The sequence below is a fragment of the Streptomyces sp. NPDC001153 genome, from assembly GCF_053598315.1.
This window is the reverse complement of sequence record NZ_JBSFJZ010000007.1, coordinates 274221-290370: the sequence shown is the minus strand read 5'-3', so window position 1 is coordinate 290370 and position 16150 is coordinate 274221. Positions and strand designations below refer to the sequence as shown.

Here is a 16150-nt window from a genome sequence, read left to right as displayed (position 1 = left end):
CGGCCGCCTGACCCCCGTCGAATACGAGACCGTCATGACCACACCGGCCCTCCGAGCCGCGTGACCCAACCTGTCACCCGAAACTGCAGCAGACCCTCATCCCTCAACTGGGTAAGGGCAAGCTGCGTGACCTCGAAGCTGACGAGCTGGATGAGTGGTTGGAGGCTGAGGCCGAGGTTCTCGCAACCCAGTCCCTGAAGATGGTGCACTCGGTCCTTCGACGCTCGATCAGCCATGCTCAGAGGCGAGGTAGGGCTGTGCGCAACGTCGCTGAGTTGGTCGATGTACCGGAGGGGCGAGGAGGGCGGCCGAGCAAGTCACTCTCCTTGGAGCAGGGCGCGGCAGTTCTTCGTGCGAAGGAAGGCACGTGGATCCACGCCTACGTGGTCCTATCGCTACTCGTGGGGGTTCGGCCGGAGGAGGCACGGCCCCTGACCTGGTCCCATGTTCACCTGACACGCTCAGGAAGGGAGAAGCCGCACGTGGACGTGTGGCGCTCGGTACGCCGGCATGGCGATACGAAGACCCGGAAGAGCAGACGCTCGCTGGCCATGCCGCAGCAAACCGTCACCGTCATGAGGGCTCACAAGCGTCGCGAACAGGCTGCATGCCTCGCGGCCGGCGATGAGTGGACCGATGAGCGACTGGTCTTCCCGACGGAGACTGGTGGACTCCGCAGTGCCTTGAACGTGCGCCGGAACTTCAGGACTCTGCTCAAGGAGGCTGGTTTCGAGGACCCGAAGGAGTGGACTCCGCGTGAGCTACGGACAAGCTTCGTGTCCGTGCTGTCGGACCACGGGATCCCTATCGAAGTCATCTCTCGTCTCGTTGGACACAACGGCAGCGGAACGACCGAGAGGGTCTATCGGAAGCAACTCCGACCGGTCATCTCCGAGGGCGCGGAGGCCATGGATGACATCTTTGGGGACGATGACGACGTGGTCGAGGATGAGTCTCCAGACAGCCACTGATTTCGCCGCCGTGGCTCCCTGTTTGGCTCCCCAAGGCTAGAAGAGCCCCCAAGGCCCGTCTCTGAACTGCGCAAACGCTGTTCCGAGGGGCCTTTGGGCTCTTATGGTGCCGTTAAGGGCGTGCTCAGGCTGCGCTCAGGCAGATAGCGTGCGCCCATGATCGAAGAGAGCCCGCAGCGCGTCCGGCCGGCCGTCGCCGACGACGTACCGGCCGTCAAGGCCGTGACCGACGCGGCCTACCGGCACTACATCGCGCGCATCGGGGTGGTGCCGCAGCCCATGGAGGCGGATCACGCCGCGAACGTGGCCGCCGGCCGGGTGTTCGTCACGGGAGAGCCCGTCGACGGGCTGGTCGTGATCGAGGCGTTCGCCGGCCATCTCTTCCTGGACAGCATCGCCGTCCGCCCCGAGGCCCACGGCACGGGCGTCGGACGGCGGCTGCTGCAGTTCGTCGACGCACGCGCGCGTGAGCTGGGACTCGGCGAGATCAGGCTCTACACGAACGCGATGATGTGGGAGAACCGGAAAATCTATCCGAAGTACGGATACGAGGTCGTCGAACGCCGTGTCGACGGGCCCTACGACCGGATCCACTACCGCAAGTGGCTGGACTGACGGCCCCGGCGGTTCAGCCGTCGGGCCACCAGGTGCGGGCGATGTCCTTGCGCACTTCCGGGCGCCCGGAGGGGCGCTCCTCCGCCTCGTCGCGGATCCGGCGGCCGTCCGTCCTCTTCAGGGGCTTCTGCACAGTTGCGCGGCGCATGACTGCCTCCTTCAGTGCCTACCGGGTTTCCGTGTCGTCACGGTGGTAGACGCTTTTGGCGAGAGTTCCTCATCGGAGCCGGGTTGTCAGTGGCGGCTGTCACTGTTTGGGCATGACGAACGTGAACGACGACACGGTCGCGGCGGGTACCCGGGACACCGACGACATCGACTGGGACGCCGAGGCCGCCGCCTTCGACGACGAGCCCGACCACGGCCTGCGCGACCCCGGGACCCGTGCGGCCTGGGCCGACCGGCTCCGCTCCTGGCTGCCCGAGCGCCCCGCCGACGTCCTCGACCTCGGCTGCGGCACCGGCAGCCTGTCGCTCCTCGCGGCCGAACAGGGACACCGGGTGACCGGCGTCGACTCGTCCCCGGCCATGGCCGAGCGGGCCCGCGCCAAACTCGCCGGGCGCGACGCGGTGGTCCTGCGAGGCGAGGCCGCCACCCCGCCGGTGGGGGAGCAGCGCTTCGACGTCGTCCTCGTACGGCATGTGCTCTGGACCCTGCCGGAGCCCGGCCGGGTCCTGCGGCACTGGCGGGACCTGCTGCGCCCCGGAGGCCGTTTCGTCCTGGTGGAGGGCGTCTGGGGCACCCTGCACCCCGTCGGCATACCCGCCGACCGCCTCACCGCGCTGCTCGCACCGCTGTGCCCGGACGTGCGCGTCGAGCGCCTGTCCGGCGACCCGGTGTTGTGGGGGAAGGCCGTGACGGACGAGCGGTACGCGGTGGTGGCGCGGGTGTGAGAGCGGGGGCCGGGGGCAGTCGCCCGCTGTGCGGTGGCCTGTGCCGGGCGTGAGGTGGGCTTGCCGGGCGCGCGGTGGCCGCGGGTGTCAGCAGAGCAACTCCTCGAAGCCGCCCGCGCGGGCCAGCGCCTCCAGCTCGTCCAGGGCGGCCAGCGCGGCGGACGCGGCCTCCGGGTCCGTCCGCGACAGCCCGCTCTCCGCGAACTCGTCCTCGTCCAGTCGCCGTACGTCCCTGCCGTCGGCGGAGCGCCACAGGTCCAGGTCCAGGTCCTCCACGACCAGTTCACCGCCGGTGCGGACCGCCGGGCGGGTGACGTCGCAGTACCAGCCCTTGACCGAGCCGTCGGCGGCGCGCACCTCCTTCACCGAGTACCAGCGGTTGCGCCAGTAGTACTCGGTGAAGACATCGCCCGCCTCGAAGCGGACGAAGCCGAAGTCGCGGACGCCGGAACCCGCCCAGGGCGCGCGCACGGCGACGCGGGTGCCGTCGTCGCCGAGCAGCTCGGCCGGGTAACGGATCTTCGTCCGGCCCGCCTTGACCAGGACGACGTCCAGCCGGGCCGCCGGTTCAGCCGAGTTCGCGGACATAGCGCACCTCCGCCGCACAGATCTCGTACCCGAGCCACTTGTTGACCGCGAGCATCGGGCCGTTCCCGGTGTCGTTGCCCGTGAAGGCCTCCCGGAACCCGGCGGCACGGGCCCGGTGCAGGGAGTGGGTCTTGACGAGCTTGGCCAGGCCGCGGCCCCGCTGGGCGCGCGCGGTGCCGGTCATCGCGGTGAAGTAGCGGGTGCCCCCGTCGGTGTAGACCACGCTGAAGGCGACCGGACGGCCGTCGGCACAGGCGGCCACCGTCAGCTCGCGGTCCAGATGCGGATGCTTCCAGTACTGCTCGATCCAGGCTTCGTAGTCCGTGTACTCGAAGTCGACGTCGCCCGGTTCGTCCAGCATGGTCTCCGCGTCCAGCTCGAACAGCGGCCGCGGGTCGTCCGCGAAGTCCGCGGCCGTGCGCAGCTCGACGCCTGGCGGGATCGGCGGGAGAGCGGGGAGGCCGGCGTCCGCCAGGTCGAGGCGGAGGAAGTGGGCGGACCGGCTGCCGCGATAGCCGTGCCGTTCCGCGAAGGCGCGGTTGGCCGGCTCGTCGAGGACCCAGCTGAGCAGCCTGGTCGCGCCCAGGGCGGCGAGGTACTCCTCGGCCGCCCGCAGCAGCAGCCCGCCGGCGCCGCGACCGGTCCGGTCCGGCCGCACGTAGATGTTCAGCAGGCCCTGGCCCGGCTCGGCGCTGTCGTGGGCCAGATGGACCTGGGCGGTGCCGATCATCTCGCCGTCCTCCTCCGCGACCAGCGGGCGGTAGCGGGCCTCGGGGGGCATGTGGGCGGCGTTGTGGCGGACCGAGTCCGAGGTGAACAGGATGTAGGGCAGGGCGAGATGGCGGACCTGGGCGAAGCCCTCGGTGTCGGCCGGGACGTCGGGTCGCAGGTCGCGCACGATCACTGTCATGGGTAGGCACCGTAGGCGCAGGCGTGCCGGGGATGCCTCCGATTTTCCGGCGGGTGCGGGACAATCGGCCCGTGAGCCTGAAGATCCGCATCGATGACAGCGCGCCCCCGTACGAGCAGGTGCGAGCGCAGATTTCCGAGCAGGCGCGGTCCGGGGCCCTGCCGGTGGGATACCGGCTGCCGACCGTGCGGGGGCTGGCCGAGTCCCTGAACCTCGCGGTGAACACGGTGGCCAAGGCGTACCGGGCGCTGGAGAGCGACGGGGTGATCGAGACGCGGGGCCGCAACGGAACCTTCGTGGCTGCCGCAGGCTCGGCCGCGGAACGCGAGGCCTCCCTGGCCGCCCAGGCGTACGCGGAGCGGGTGCGGCGGCTGGGGCTGGGGGAGCCGGAGGCGCTGGCCGCCGTGCGGGATGCCCTGCGGGCGGCCTACGGGGCCTGAGGGTCACCGGACTCTCGCGGGCTCCGGGATCCGTGTCACCCGCAACCCCGCCCGTCCCGCCGCTCTCCCGAACGTCACCGCGTCCCGCACCGCCGCACCCCCCGGATCGTTGTTGAAGTACGCGTACACGTCCTCCCCCCACTCCCAGGTCGTGGCGATGCGGTCGACCCACGTCTCCAGGGACCGCTTGCCGTAGCGGGGCCAGGGGTGGGCGCGGCCCTGGTGGAAGCGGACGTAGCCCCAGTCGGTGGTGCGCCACAGCGGGGTGACGGGGCGGGCCAGGACGTCCGCCCAGCACAGGGCCGCGCCCCGGCCTGACAGCACGTCCCGGACCTGTCCCGTCCACCAGGAGTCGTGGCGCGGTTCGACCGCGACCCGCGTACCGGGCGGGAAGCAGGCCAGGCAGGCGTCCAGGAGCGCGGGGTCGGCGCGCAGGGTCGGGGGGAGCTGGAGGAGGACCGGTCCCAGGCGGTCGCCGAGACCCGCCGCATGGCTCATCAGGCGGTGAACCGGTTCCCCGGGGTCCTTCAGGCGCTTGATGTGGGTCAGATAGCGGCTGGCCTTGACCGCGACCGTGAAGTCCTCCGGGACCCGGTCCCGCCACGCCTCGAAGTTCTCGCGGGACGGCAGGCGGTAGAACGCGTTGTTGATCTCCACCGTAGCGAAGAGGCGCGTGTACTCCTCCAGCCACAGCCGTGCCGGGACCCCGGCCGGGTAGACGAGGTCCCGCCAGTCCTTGTACTGCCACCCTGAGGTGCCGACGAACAAGGTCACAGCACCATCAAAGCACTACAGGTACAGCCCCGCGTCCGCGCCGTCCCGTGCCCCCGGCACCGAGGTCGGTGCCGTGCCCCGGCGCAGCGCGAACAGCTCGGCCAGCGTCGCCCCCTCCCGGCCGATGGCCTCCTCCCGGCCGTCGGCGTCGCTGCCCAGCCAGTTCACCGCCTCCCGGTGGGTCAGCCTGCCCACCTCGATGCGGGCCAGGCAGCGGCCGGGGCGGACCACGGCCGGGTGCAGACGCTCCAGGTCCTCGTTGGTGGTGACGCCGACCAGGACGTTGCGGCCCTGGCCGAGCAGGCCGTCGGTGAGGTTCAGCAGCCGGGACAGGGCCTGGCCCGCCGTGTGCTTGGCCTCGCCGCGGATCAGCTCGTCGCAGTCCTCCAGCAGAAGAAGGCGCCAGCGGCCCTTGCCCGCCGTGTCCTCCTCGCCGATCGCGATGTCCATCAGATAGCCGACGTCGGAGAAGAGGCGTTCGGGGTCCAGGACGCAGTCGACCTGGCACCAGTCGCGCCAGGAACGGGCCAGCGTGCGCAGGGCGGAGGTCTTGCCGGTGCCCGGAGGGCCGTGGAGGAGGAGCAGCCGGCCCGCGATGTCCTGCGGGGTCGTCTTCATCAGGCGGTCCATGGCCTCCGCCACCGGTGCCGTGTAGTTGGGCCGGACCTCGTCCCAGGTGCCCGCGGAGATCTGCCGGGTGGTGCGGTGCGGGCCGCGCCGGGGGGAGACGTACCAGAAGCCCATCGTGACGTTCTCGGGCTGTGGCTCGGGCTCGTCGGCGGCGCCGTCCGTGGCCAGCTCGAGGACGTTCTTGGCCAGTTCGGCGCTGGTCGCGGTCACCGTGACGTCCGCGCCGCGGTTCCAGCGGGAGACGAGCAGGGTCCAGCCGTCGCCCTCGGCGAGGGTGGCGCTGCGGTCCTCGTCGCGGGCGACCCTGAGCACACGGGCGCCGTCGGGCAGCAGGGTCGCTCCGGTGCGGACGCGGTCGATGTTCGCCGCGTGCGAGTACGGCTGCTCGCCCGTCGCGAAGCGGCCGAGGAACAGCGCGTCGACGACGTCGGACGGCGAGTCGGAGTCGTCGACGTGGAGCCGGATCGGCAGAGCGTCGTGTGGGTTCGCAGACATGCGGCCATGATCCGCCACCGGTGGGCTCCGCGCACGGCATTTCCTCCACTTGTTCCGGGTGTTCCACGACTGTTCCGGGTGTTCCCAAGTCCTGACGGAGGCGCTGCTTCCGCCGTTACTGTTGTCCTTGATGGGACGTCATGGGTGGGATTCGGATACTCGGCGGTGGCGGCTCACCGCCCTGCTCGGTGTGGGTGCGGCCGCGCTGGCCCTGGCCGTGACCCTGTTCGGCACGCTGTCCGGCGGGCCCAGCACGGCCGGCACCATACGTGACGGCGACAAGGTGCACGGCACCCCCGCCAGTCCCCGCGCGAAACCGGAGCCGTACGTCGGCTGGGGCTTCACCCACACCCAGTACAGCGCCGACGAGGGCGCAGGCGCGGCGACCGCGCGCGTGCGGCAACTGCTCGGGCAGAACGCCGGGCTGGCGCAGAACCAGCACATCATGGGCTGGGGCGCGGACAATCCCGAACCGGTCGAGGGGCGCTACGACTTCGGTGCCCTCGACCGCCGTGTCGACTTCATGCGCGCCTCCGGCGGCACCCCGGTGATCACCCTGTGCTGCTCCCCGGACTGGATGAAGGGCGGCAGGGCCGGGGTCGGGAACACGGACTGGAGCCGGGCCGCCCTGGAGACGGCGCCCACCCCCGACCACTACCAGGACTTCGCCGATCTCGCCGCCACCGTGGCCCGGCGCTACCCGGACGTGAAGCACTTCATCGTCTGGAACGAGTTCAAGGGCTTCTGGAACGACGCCAGGTCACGCTGGGACTACGAGGGCTACACCAGGATGTACAACCTCGTGTACCAGGCGCTGAAGAAGGTCGACAAGGACATCATGGTCGGCGGGCCCTACCTGGTGATGGACAGCGTCGACCCGCGTGACCAGAACGCCTCCACCGCCCTGAAGGGGCCCTGGGGCGCCATGGACCGGCGGGTGCTCGACGCCTTCTCCTACTGGAACGCGCACAAGGCGGGCGCCGACTTCACCGTGGTCGACGGCTCCAGCTACACCCACGACGACGACATGCTGCCCAACGAGTTCGCGGCCACCGACAAACTGACGGCGGTCAGCGCGTGGGTACGGCAGCAGACCCACGGGCTGCCGCTGTGGTGGGCCGAGTACTACGTGGAGCCCGGCGACGGCAACGACGACCGCAAGGGCTGGACCGAGCCGCACCGTGTCGCCGTACAGGCCACCGGGATGATCGCCATGGTCAGGGGCGGCGCGGAGTCCGGCTTCTACTGGAACCCGGAGGAGAAGACGGGCACCGACTGCGCCGGCTGTCTGTGGACGCCCACCGACAGCGCGGGCGGCGGCACGGCCCTGCCCATGTACGGTCTGGTGTCCCGGTTCGCCAAGGCGTTCCCGCCGGGGACGCGGTACGAGAACGTGTCCGTGGCGGCCGATGACGTGCCCGACGTCCGCGTCCTGGCGAGCGACAGGACCGTCCTCGTGGTCAACACGCAGAACCGGACCATCAGCGCCCAGATCGACGGCAAGCGGTTCGACATGCGACCGTACGAGGTGAAGTGGCTCGACCGCTGATCGGCCGAGCCACCCTCACTTCATGGTCAGGAACCGCTGCACCAGCGAGGCCAGCACCACCGCCAGCAGCGGCAGTGAGAACCAGAACGTGCCCTGCAGTAGCCGCAGTTGGCGTACACCGGGCCGCAGCGCGACCCGTACGACCTCCCGCGCGGCCAGCAGCAGGAGCAGGACGACGGCGGCCAGGGCGCCGACCACCGACCACGGGGTCCAGGTCACCTGCGGCCCGATCGGCCCCGGGTGCGGTTCCGGCACCGGGCCGGCCGGCTGCCTGCGCAGGGCGAACACCGTGACGTCGTCGTTGACCAGGACCTTCGTCAGCTCCTGCCGGTCGTCCAGGTTCTCGAGCAGCCGGGGCTCCCAGGTCGCGGAGTAGCCCGCGTCCAGCTGCAGATAGGTCACCTGACTCTTGTTGACCATCAGATACGAGTTCGGGCCGGCGTCCTTGAGCGCCTTGACCAGGCCCGACACCAGCACCGGGTCGGTCGGCGCGAGCGTCGGCACATAGTTCACCCGCTCCATGTCCTTCGCCCCCCACGGCATCGCCGGGGTCACGTCGTTGACCGTGTCCTGGGTCGGCCACAGCAGCCGCAGAGTCGGCTTGTCGTGGGCGTACACCCAGTTCATGGCCGCGACCTCGCCGGGGCGGGTGCGCTCGAACGGCTCGTTGCCCCAGCGGGCCACCAGGAACCCGCCCATCAGCAGCAGCCCGGCCAGCAGCGCGGCCAGCGGGGCGAGGCTCACCCGGTCCTTCTCGCGTTCCTGCGCGGTGACGCCGGTGCGAGGGAAGAGGGCGAGGGCGCCGAGCAGGGCCGCGCCGGGCACCGCGAACATGAAGACGCGCAGCGCCATCTCACCGCCGTACGACTGCATGCCGAAGCCCAGGAACGGCACGAAGGTCAGCACCAGCAGCGAGCGTTCGCGGTAGCGGTGGAAGCGCCGGCGCCACCAGCCCCAGCAGGCGAGGGCCATGACCGAGCCGGCCAGCAGCACCCGGGTGTACAGCACCAGCTTGTGGGTCGAACTGCCGCCCTGGATCCGGCCGGAGACGGACGTGGAGACATTGCTGCCGACCCCGCCGACCCCGCCGAACAGGTCGTTGAAGTGCCCCGACCAGTACGGCTCGGCCATGAAGCCCACCCAGACCGCGACCAGCACCGCGAACAGCAGCGGCAGTCCGCGCAGTTCGGACCGGCCGAGCAGGACCAGAGCAGCGAGCACGCCGAGCATGACGAACGGGGTGAGCTGGTGTGCGGGCACGCTCGCCGCGTACAGGCCGATCAGCACCAGCAGGAGCACCGCCCGCCGGCTGCGGTCGGCGGGTTCCACCTCGGCCTCGCCCGGACGGAACCTCGTCCAGATCACCCGCGGCGGGCGGAACCAGACCAGCAGGATCGCCACGAACATCAGGTACAGGAGGTAGGTGAAGCCCTGTGGGGAGAAGTAGTCCTGGCCGACCCAGCCGCACAGCACGAACAGCCAGACCCCGGTCCACTTCGCCCGCCAGCTCGCCCGCAGCGACCGGGTGAGCAGGAACATCGGTGCCAGACAGGCGAGCTGGACGGCGGTCGGCCACCAGCGGATGACCTCGGTGAAGTCGGTGACCCCGCAGGCCCGGCCGACGAACGCGGCCACCGCGAAGAAGCCCGGCCAGCTCCAGCGGGCGTCCAGGTCCGGTACGGCGGACCCGGTGCGGTCGATGTAGTCGATGAAGCCCAGGTGCTGCCAGGCCGTCGGGAACCGCGGCTCGGTCTCGATCACCGCGGGCAGCGCGTGCAGCGAGACGACCGTCGCCACCAGGGTGAGCAGCAGCAGCGTCCGGTGCTCGCGGCGCAGCCAGAGCAGCACAGCGAAGACGATCACCAGCAGGGCCGCTCCGACCAGCGTCGGCAGCGGCAGCACCGAGACCAGCCCGAGCCCGCCCATCCGGTCCAGGTCGGCCTCGCCGAGCCGGAGCGCGGGCACCCAGTACAGCAGCAGCGCGGCGATCAGCAGACAGCCGAGGACGACACCGGTACGGGTGGGCAGCAGCCGCTGCCGCAGCGACACGGGCGCGTCCCGTTCGGCGGTGTCCCCCTGGGCCTGCGCGCCGGGCGCGTCGATCCCTGCCACGGAGTCGATCCTCCCGACGGACGCGTCCAGTTCCTCCGCCGTGAAGGGCGCGTCGACCTCCGCCGCCTCGGCCTCCCGCAGCAGTTCGGCCTCCGCCGGGCCGAGTGAGGCCTCGGTGCCGGGCGTCCTCTCCTCCACCGGAAGACCGACCGTACGCGCCGGCGGCGGCACCGGCGTACCGGCGGGCGGGGTGCCGGGGCCCGGGCGGACGTCCGGCCGGCGCTCCACGTGGTCGAAGTCGACATGGATGCCGAGGGCGAGGGTGTCGGAGTCCAGCGCCCAGGCCGGGCTGTGCCGGCGCGCCGGGGCGGAGGCCGGGACCTCAGGTGCTCCCAGGTCGGCGAGGTCCCCGTCGGGCGCCGCCGAGTCGGACACGGCGTCGGACGCGGTCCGGATCGTCCTCCAGAGCCTCGGCGCGGCGAGCGCGGCGATCAGCGCGAGACTGGCTGCCTCGGCGAGGCCCGCGCCGGTCAGCCCCATCCGGGGCAGGAGCAGCAGGGTCAGGCTCAGCGTCAGGGCGCACAACAGGCCCTGGAGCCAGGCGAGTCCGGCGGTGCGGCTGCGGGCGCGCAGCACCGCGAAGTACGTCTCGATCACGACCCGCAGCATCGAGCCGACCGCCAGCCAGCGCAGCAGCGGGGTCGCCGCGTGCGCGTAGCCCGTGCCGAACACGCCGAGGATCCACGGCGCCCCGATGATCCACAGGGCCGCGATGGGCAGCATGATCCGGGCCATCCGCTTCAGCGCGGCTCGGGTGTAGGCGGCCAGCCGTGCCGGGTCGTGCGAGCCCTCGACCGTGAGGGACGCGCCCATGTTGATGGCGAGCAGGTCGGTCGTGCCGCCGATGGTGGTGGCGATGTAGAAGTACGCGTTCTCCGCCGAGCTGACCTGCGAGGCGACGATCACCGGAACCAGGTAGATCACCGCGAGGGAGAACAGCGAGCCGGTGTAGTCCCCGGCCAGGAACCGGCCGACCTGCTTCAGCGTCGGCGGCTCGGCGCGTCCCTCGGTCGCCCTGACGTGCCGGGGTGCCAGCCGGCGGAACACCAGCCAGCCCAGCGGCACCACCGAGGTGGCGATCGCGGCCACCCAGGAGACGAAGACACCGGTGGTCGGGATGGCGGCGGCGAACGCGACGAGCAGGGCGAGCTTCACGGCCGAGAACACGGTGTTGCCCACCGGCACCCAGGTCGCGCTGCGCAGTCCGGTCAGCACACCGTCCTGCAGGGTGAGCACGTTCCAGGCGATGACGGCCGCGATGAAGCCGAGCCCGTTGACCGTCCCGTGCAGGAAGCGGTACGACGGCCCCCAGGTGTCCAGGGTCAGCAGGAAGACGCCCGCCGCGACCGCCACCAGCAGGGAACTGCCCGCGTAGGTACGGAAGACGAGGGTTCCGGTGCGCTTCCCGGCCACCGGGATGAACCGGGCCAGGGCGCCGGTCAGGGTCACCGCGGTCAGCCCGGCGAGGAACTTCATCGCGGCGATGGCGGCCGAGCCCTGCCCGACCGCCGACTCGGAGTAGTAGCGCGCCGCGGCCAGCCAGAAGCCCAGTCCGAGCACGGCGGAGATGCCGGTGTTGAGCATCAGCGCGTAGGCGTTGCGGAACAGCGGGCTGCCGTCGGAGGACCGGCCGGTGCCGGGCAGCCGGAGGCGGCGCCCGGACTTGTGGGGCGGCTCGGCGCCGGTCGTCGTGGACTCGGTCGTGGTCGTCGTGTCAGACACGGGAACGGATGGCCTTCCGGCGGACCTGACGGGCTCTGCGGACGAGGGCGTAGCCCTTGGTGAGGGCGCGGTCCCTGGCGAAGGTGCGGGCGACGGCGCGGCCGTGGAGCAGCCGCTCGAACTCCTCCACGCCGGTGGAGCGCCGGACCGTGACCCGCTGCAGGGCGTACGGCCCCTGGCGGCGGCGGGCGAGGGCGTTGCCGACGGCGAGGGCCTGGACGTACCCGTCCTCGCGCACGGCCCGGCGGACCCTGCGGTCGGAGTAGCCGTAGGGGTAGGCGAACGACACCGGTCGTGCGCCGAGTTCGTCCCGGACGAGCTCCGTGCAGCGGGCCAGTTCCGTGCGCAGCGCCTCGTCGCCCAGCTGGTCGAGCTGTGGGTGGGTGTGGCTGTGCCCGCCGATCTCGACGCCGGCGGCGGCCAGTTCGCGCACCTGCGGCCAGTCGAGCATGGCGTCCAGGCCGCCCCCGGTGTCGTACGCGCCCCTGATCCAGCCGGTGGAGACGAACAGGGTGGCGGGGAAGCCGTTCTTGGTGAGGACGGGCAGCCCGTGCCGGTGCACGCCCTCGTAGCCGTCGTCGAAGGTGATCAGCACCGGCCGGGCGGGCAGCGGGCGGCCGGAGCGCCAGCGGGCCGCGAGGTCGGCGGTGGTGACCGGGGTCAGGCCCAGGTCGCCGATGAGCGCCATCTGCTCGGCGAAGGCCTCCGGCGCGACCGACAGGGCGCGGGTGGCGTCGTTGGGCGCGGTGGCGACGGAGTGGTACATGAGGATCGGTACGGGCGTGTCACTCACCTGTTCCCCCTTCGATCGGCGCCACCGAGAACGTCGTACCGCCCCGCCGCGCCCGCAGGCTGCCCAGCGCGTAGCCGCCGGCGGCGCTCAGCACCCCGGCGACGATCGCGCCCGCGCGTCCCGCGCCGCCCGGCCGGGCCAGCAGGGCGTCCCGCAGGCCACGGGCGACCCCCGCGGGCAGCACCCTGGTGGCGTACCGGCGTTCGGACTCCAGGCCCTTGTCCGCGCCGACGCTCTTCGCGACCAGCGCCTTGGACAGGCCCTCGGCGTAGGTGCGGGTGCGGAAGTAGGCGAAGTGCTCGCGGGGCTCGGGCACCCGGTGGTGGATCACCGCGCGGTCGTCGATGAGCAGGACGGCGTCGGGGCGGGCCCGGGTGAGCCGGATGCACAGCTCCGTCTCCTCGCAGCCCAGCGGGCGGCGGTCGCCGTCGCGGCCGATTCCGGTGGCGAAGCCGCCCGCCGCCTCGAACGCCGTACGCCGGAAGGAAGCGTTTCCTCCGAGGACGTTGCGCACTCGGACCCGGCCCGGCGGCAGCCCCTTGTAGGTGCAGCCCACCACCCAGTCGAACTCCTCCGGGAACCAGGCCGGCCGCCGGCCCGACGCCCAGACGGGCACCGTACGGCCGCCGACCGCCATGACGCGCGGGTCGGCGTAGCCCTCGGCGAAGCGGCGCAGCCAGTCGCGTTCGGCGACGGCGTCGTCGTCCAGGAAGGCGATGACCTCGCCGTGGGAGGCGGCGATACCGGTGTTGCGGCCGGCGGACAGGCCGCGGGGGCCCGCGTTGGCCAGCACCCGGACGCCCGCGCTCTCCTTGTACTCGCGCTCCAGCCGGTCCTTCAGGGCCGGGTTGTGGTCCACGACCAGGAGCGTCTCCAGCGCCGGGTACGACTGCGCGCGCACCGAGGAGACCGCCGCGAGGATGTCCTCCCAGCGGTCCTCGGTGTACACGCAGATCACGACGGAGATGCCGGGATCTCTCAAGACACCTCTCCCCGGACCGCGTCGAGCATCGGCGAGTGGTGTTCCTGGCGGCGCAGTTCGCGCCGGTTGGAGCGCTCCTTGAGGATGACCTTGAGCACCCGGAACCCGTCGCGCACGGCCCGCAGGTTGCTGGTGCCGTGGATGCGGAGGTACTCGTGGCTGGGGATCTCCTGGACCTTCAGGCCGGCCTTGACCACTCTGATGTTCATCAGCGTCTCGACCTCGAAGCCGGTGCAGTCGAGGTCGATCTTGCCGAGGCAGTGCCGCCAGAACGCGTTGTAGCCGTAGCACAGGTCGGTGTAGCGGGCGCCGAACTTGCGGTTGACGACCGTGCACAGCGCCCAGTTGCCGAGCTTGCGGATGAAGGTCATGTCGTCGGTGCCGCCGCCGTTGGCGAAGCGCGAGCCCTTGGCGAAGTCGGCGCCGGAGACCAGGGCGGAGACGTACGACACGATCTCGTTGCCGTCGGCGGAGCCGTCCGCGTCGACCATCACGATGATGTCGCCGCTGCAGGCCTCGAACCCGGTGATCAGGGCATCCCCTTTGCCCTTGCCCCGCTGTTCCACGACCTTGACGTCCGGCCACAGGGACCGGGCCACTTCGACGGTGTCGTCCGTGGAATTGCCGTCCACCAGGACGACTTCGTGTATCCAGTCCGGAAGGGTCTTGAAGACGTAGGGCAGGTTCTCCGCCTCATTCATGGCGGGAATCACCACGCTCACCGGCGGCGTGATCGCCAGGTGAGAGGAGATCGGCCGGTAGTGCGCGGCGATTAAAGGATCTTGGCCCGAACTCGGCGGGCGCAGGACGGAACTCATGAGTCTTTTCCCTCTCGTCCGGTGGACCGCCCACCCCCGGGCGGCCCGGCTCTGTGTCCGGTTCGAAAGGGGGGTTCTTCTCATCTTCGGCACGGGGAACCGATGTCGGAACCGATCTCGGGATCGATCTCGGAACTGATCTCCGTGTATGTCGATGAGCTGGCAAAGCTGGCCGGTATGCCGGAGAAGAACGGCAGCCGGTCGCGCGGCACGACTCGGTCACAGTTGCGGTCACCGAGTACGGCACCCCCCTACCGCGCCCCGCGCCGGTGGACGCCGCGGCCCTGAGCCCTCCCCTGGAGCCGTGTGCCGACGTGCCGGTGCGGGTGAGTTGTACGACGTTATTGACGATTGAACCCGAAAGGCAACCCCTGGGGGACTGCCTCACAGTTTTGTTGGTTTGGCCGTTACACAACTTTGGCCATTGCTGCTCGGGTTTGTGTGCGTTTTCCGGAAATTCGTTCCCGGATCAGGACCAGGAGCAGGAGCAGCAGACTCAGCACGGTCACCGCGACCACCCCGCCGCGGACCGACCAGCGGTGGACCGCGAGCATGCCCTGGGCAACCAGCATGTTGACGACGACCGACCCCGCAAGCGCGCAGAGCACCCGGCCGAAGGGATCCAGCCCGCGCAGCGCCGCGGCGAGCGCCACGGCCGGCGCCGTGATCAGGAAGAACAGGGTGCACGGGCCGCGCAGCGGAGAAGCGGAGTCGATGAGAGCGAGCAGCGCGCCGAACCCCGCGACGGCGGTCGCGGCTCCCGCGAGCAGCGGCAATGAAGATGTCTTGATGCGTATGGTCTGCATGACCGACTTTGCCCCCCGACGCGCCGGATGCCGGGCTTCAATGTGGCGCAGTTCATGTGGGGTCGTCAAGACGGTGGTTGTCGAACCGTCAACAGAACTGGCATGTCCATGCAATAGATGAGCGGTGAACGTTTCGCGTTGATCCTGTTGAGACCCCAAAAGTCTTGGCATGAACACTTCCCGTCAACACGCGTAGTTGCTACGACAGTTGTGGCAGAGATCCTGCTAAAGGGAGGTTCCATGAGACGTTCCCGACTTACCGGATTCGTTACCTCGCTCCTCCTCGCCGCCGGCCTCGGTCTCACCGGGGCCGGCCATGCGACCGCCGCCACCGGTGGCTATGTGGCCCTCGGCGACTCCTACTCCTCCGGAGTCGGCGCGGGCAGCTACATCAGCTCCAGCGGCTCCTGCGACCGCAGCACCAAGGCGTACCCGTACCTGTGGAACGTCGCCCACAGCCCGTCCTCGTTCGCGTTCAACGCCTGCTCGGGCGCGACGACGGACGATGTCATGGCGGGCCAGCTCGGCTCGCTCAGCTCCTCGACCTCACTGGTGTCCATCACCATCGGCGGCAACGACGCCGGCTTCTCCGACGTCATGACGACCTGTGTGATCCAGTCCGACAGCGCCTGCATCGACCGGATCAACACCGCGAAGGCGTACGTCGACTCCACGCTCCCCGGCAAGCTGGACACCGTCTACAACGCGATCAGCGCCAAGGCTCCGGGCGCCCGGGTGGTCGTGCTCAGCTACCCCCGCTTCTACCTGCTGGGCCAGACCTGCCTCGGGCTCTCCGACACCAAGCGGTCCGCGATCAACGGCGCGGCCGACTACATCGACGCCGCCATCCAGAAGCGCGCCCAGGCCCACGGGTTCGTCTTCGGCGACGTCCGCACCGCCTTCTCCACTCACGAGATCTGCTCCGGCGACTCGTGGCTGCACAGCGTCAACTGGCTCGACATCAGCGAGTCGTACCACCCCACCGCGGCCGGCCACTCCGGCGGCTATCTGCCGGTGTTCACCAACAACGCGTGACCCGAACGGGCTCGCCC

16 protein-coding genes are annotated in these 16150 nt (G+C 70.7%); 6 read left to right on the top strand and 10 right to left on the bottom strand.

Annotated elements, in window-relative coordinates:
• The first annotated feature begins 257 nt into the window (after positions 1–257).
• Entirely contained in the window at positions 258–971 is a 714-nt protein-coding gene (locus tag ACWDEN_RS11135; protein WP_450858453.1) for a site-specific integrase, read from the top strand.
• 156 nt (positions 972–1127) lie between these two features.
• Positions 1128–1586: a GNAT family N-acetyltransferase gene (locus ACWDEN_RS11130; protein WP_450858451.1), complete on the top strand. Its 459-nt coding sequence runs from the start codon at positions 1128–1130 to the stop codon at positions 1584–1586.
• Between the two features lie 13 nt (positions 1587–1599).
• Here ACWDEN_RS11130 and ACWDEN_RS11125 read toward each other — a convergent pair whose 3' ends face one another.
• Entirely contained in the window at positions 1600–1734 is a 135-nt protein-coding gene (locus ACWDEN_RS11125) for a hypothetical protein (protein WP_351610653.1), read from the bottom strand.
• Between the two features lie 112 nt (positions 1735–1846).
• Between ACWDEN_RS11125 and ACWDEN_RS11120 the strand changes: the two genes are divergently transcribed.
• Positions 1847–2479 carry a class I SAM-dependent methyltransferase gene (locus ACWDEN_RS11120; protein ID WP_450858449.1) on the top strand — a complete coding sequence of 211 codons (633 nt, stop codon included), beginning with the start codon at positions 1847–1849 and terminating at the stop codon, positions 2477–2479.
• A gap of 87 nt (positions 2480–2566) precedes the next feature.
• Here the strand turns inward: ACWDEN_RS11120 and ACWDEN_RS11115 are convergent, their stop codons facing one another.
• Positions 2567–3067 (bottom strand): DUF402 domain-containing protein, encoded by a 501-nt coding sequence (locus ACWDEN_RS11115; RefSeq protein ID WP_351610648.1) that lies wholly within the window; start codon positions 3065–3067, stop codon positions 2567–2569.
• Positions 3048–3977, bottom strand: coding sequence for an N-acetyltransferase family protein (locus ACWDEN_RS11110; RefSeq protein WP_450858447.1), 930 nt, complete (start codon positions 3975–3977; stop codon positions 3048–3050). Before ACWDEN_RS11110 ends, ACWDEN_RS11115 begins: the two co-directional genes overlap by 20 nt.
• Positions 3978–4048: 71 nt before the next feature.
• On the opposite strand from ACWDEN_RS11110, the gene ACWDEN_RS11105 reads away from it, so the two are divergent.
• Positions 4049–4417 (top strand): GntR family transcriptional regulator, encoded by a 369-nt coding sequence (locus ACWDEN_RS11105; protein WP_351610642.1) that lies wholly within the window; start codon positions 4049–4051, stop codon positions 4415–4417.
• 3 nt (positions 4418–4420) lie between these two features.
• On the opposite strand, the gene ACWDEN_RS11100 is transcribed toward ACWDEN_RS11105, so the two are convergent.
• Both ACWDEN_RS11100 and ACWDEN_RS11095 read right to left on the bottom strand, forming a co-directional pair.
• Positions 4421–5191 carry a DUF72 domain-containing protein gene (locus ACWDEN_RS11100; RefSeq protein WP_351610640.1) on the bottom strand — a complete coding sequence of 257 codons (771 nt, stop codon included), beginning with the start codon at positions 5189–5191 and terminating at the stop codon, positions 4421–4423.
• A 15-nt stretch (positions 5192–5206) separates the two neighbouring features.
• On the bottom strand, positions 5207–6316 hold the full coding sequence (locus ACWDEN_RS11095) for a DUF5925 domain-containing protein (protein ID WP_351610637.1): 1110 nt from the start codon (positions 6314–6316) through the stop codon (positions 5207–5209).
• Positions 6317–6446: 130 nt separating this feature from the next.
• On the opposite strand from ACWDEN_RS11095, the gene ACWDEN_RS11090 reads away from it, so the two are divergent.
• Positions 6447–7865, top strand: coding sequence for a GH39 family glycosyl hydrolase (locus ACWDEN_RS11090; protein ID WP_351610634.1), 1419 nt, complete (start codon positions 6447–6449; stop codon positions 7863–7865).
• A gap of 15 nt (positions 7866–7880) precedes the next feature.
• Here ACWDEN_RS11090 and ACWDEN_RS11085 read toward each other — a convergent pair whose 3' ends face one another.
• The 5 genes from ACWDEN_RS11085 to ACWDEN_RS11065 all read right to left on the bottom strand — a co-directional run bounded on the left by ACWDEN_RS11085 (position 7881) and on the right by ACWDEN_RS11065 (position 15098).
• Positions 7881–11699: a lipopolysaccharide biosynthesis protein gene (locus ACWDEN_RS11085; protein WP_351610632.1), complete on the bottom strand. Its 3819-nt coding sequence runs from the start codon at positions 11697–11699 to the stop codon at positions 7881–7883.
• Complete coding sequence (locus tag ACWDEN_RS11080; protein WP_450858443.1) at positions 11692–12492, bottom strand: polysaccharide deacetylase family protein; 801 nt, start codon at positions 12490–12492, stop codon at positions 11692–11694. Before ACWDEN_RS11080 ends, ACWDEN_RS11085 begins: the two co-directional genes overlap by 8 nt.
• Positions 12485–13474 carry a glycosyltransferase gene (locus ACWDEN_RS11075; RefSeq protein WP_351610627.1) on the bottom strand — a complete coding sequence of 330 codons (990 nt, stop codon included), beginning with the start codon at positions 13472–13474 and terminating at the stop codon, positions 12485–12487. Before ACWDEN_RS11075 ends, ACWDEN_RS11080 begins: the two co-directional genes overlap by 8 nt.
• Entirely contained in the window at positions 13471–14292 is an 822-nt protein-coding gene (locus tag ACWDEN_RS11070; protein ID WP_351610625.1) for a glycosyltransferase family 2 protein, read from the bottom strand. The genes ACWDEN_RS11075 and ACWDEN_RS11070 overlap by 4 nt, the downstream gene beginning before the upstream one ends.
• A gap of 407 nt (positions 14293–14699) precedes the next feature.
• Positions 14700–15098 carry a hypothetical protein gene (locus ACWDEN_RS11065; protein WP_450858440.1) on the bottom strand — a complete coding sequence of 133 codons (399 nt, stop codon included), beginning with the start codon at positions 15096–15098 and terminating at the stop codon, positions 14700–14702.
• 240 nt (positions 15099–15338) lie between these two features.
• Between ACWDEN_RS11065 and ACWDEN_RS11060 the strand changes: the two genes are divergently transcribed.
• The gene (locus ACWDEN_RS11060) at positions 15339–16133 is read left to right on the top strand and encodes an SGNH/GDSL hydrolase family protein (RefSeq protein ID WP_450858438.1); all 795 of its coding nucleotides are present in this window, start codon (positions 15339–15341) and stop codon (positions 16131–16133) included.
• Positions 16134–16150 lie beyond the last annotated feature (17 nt).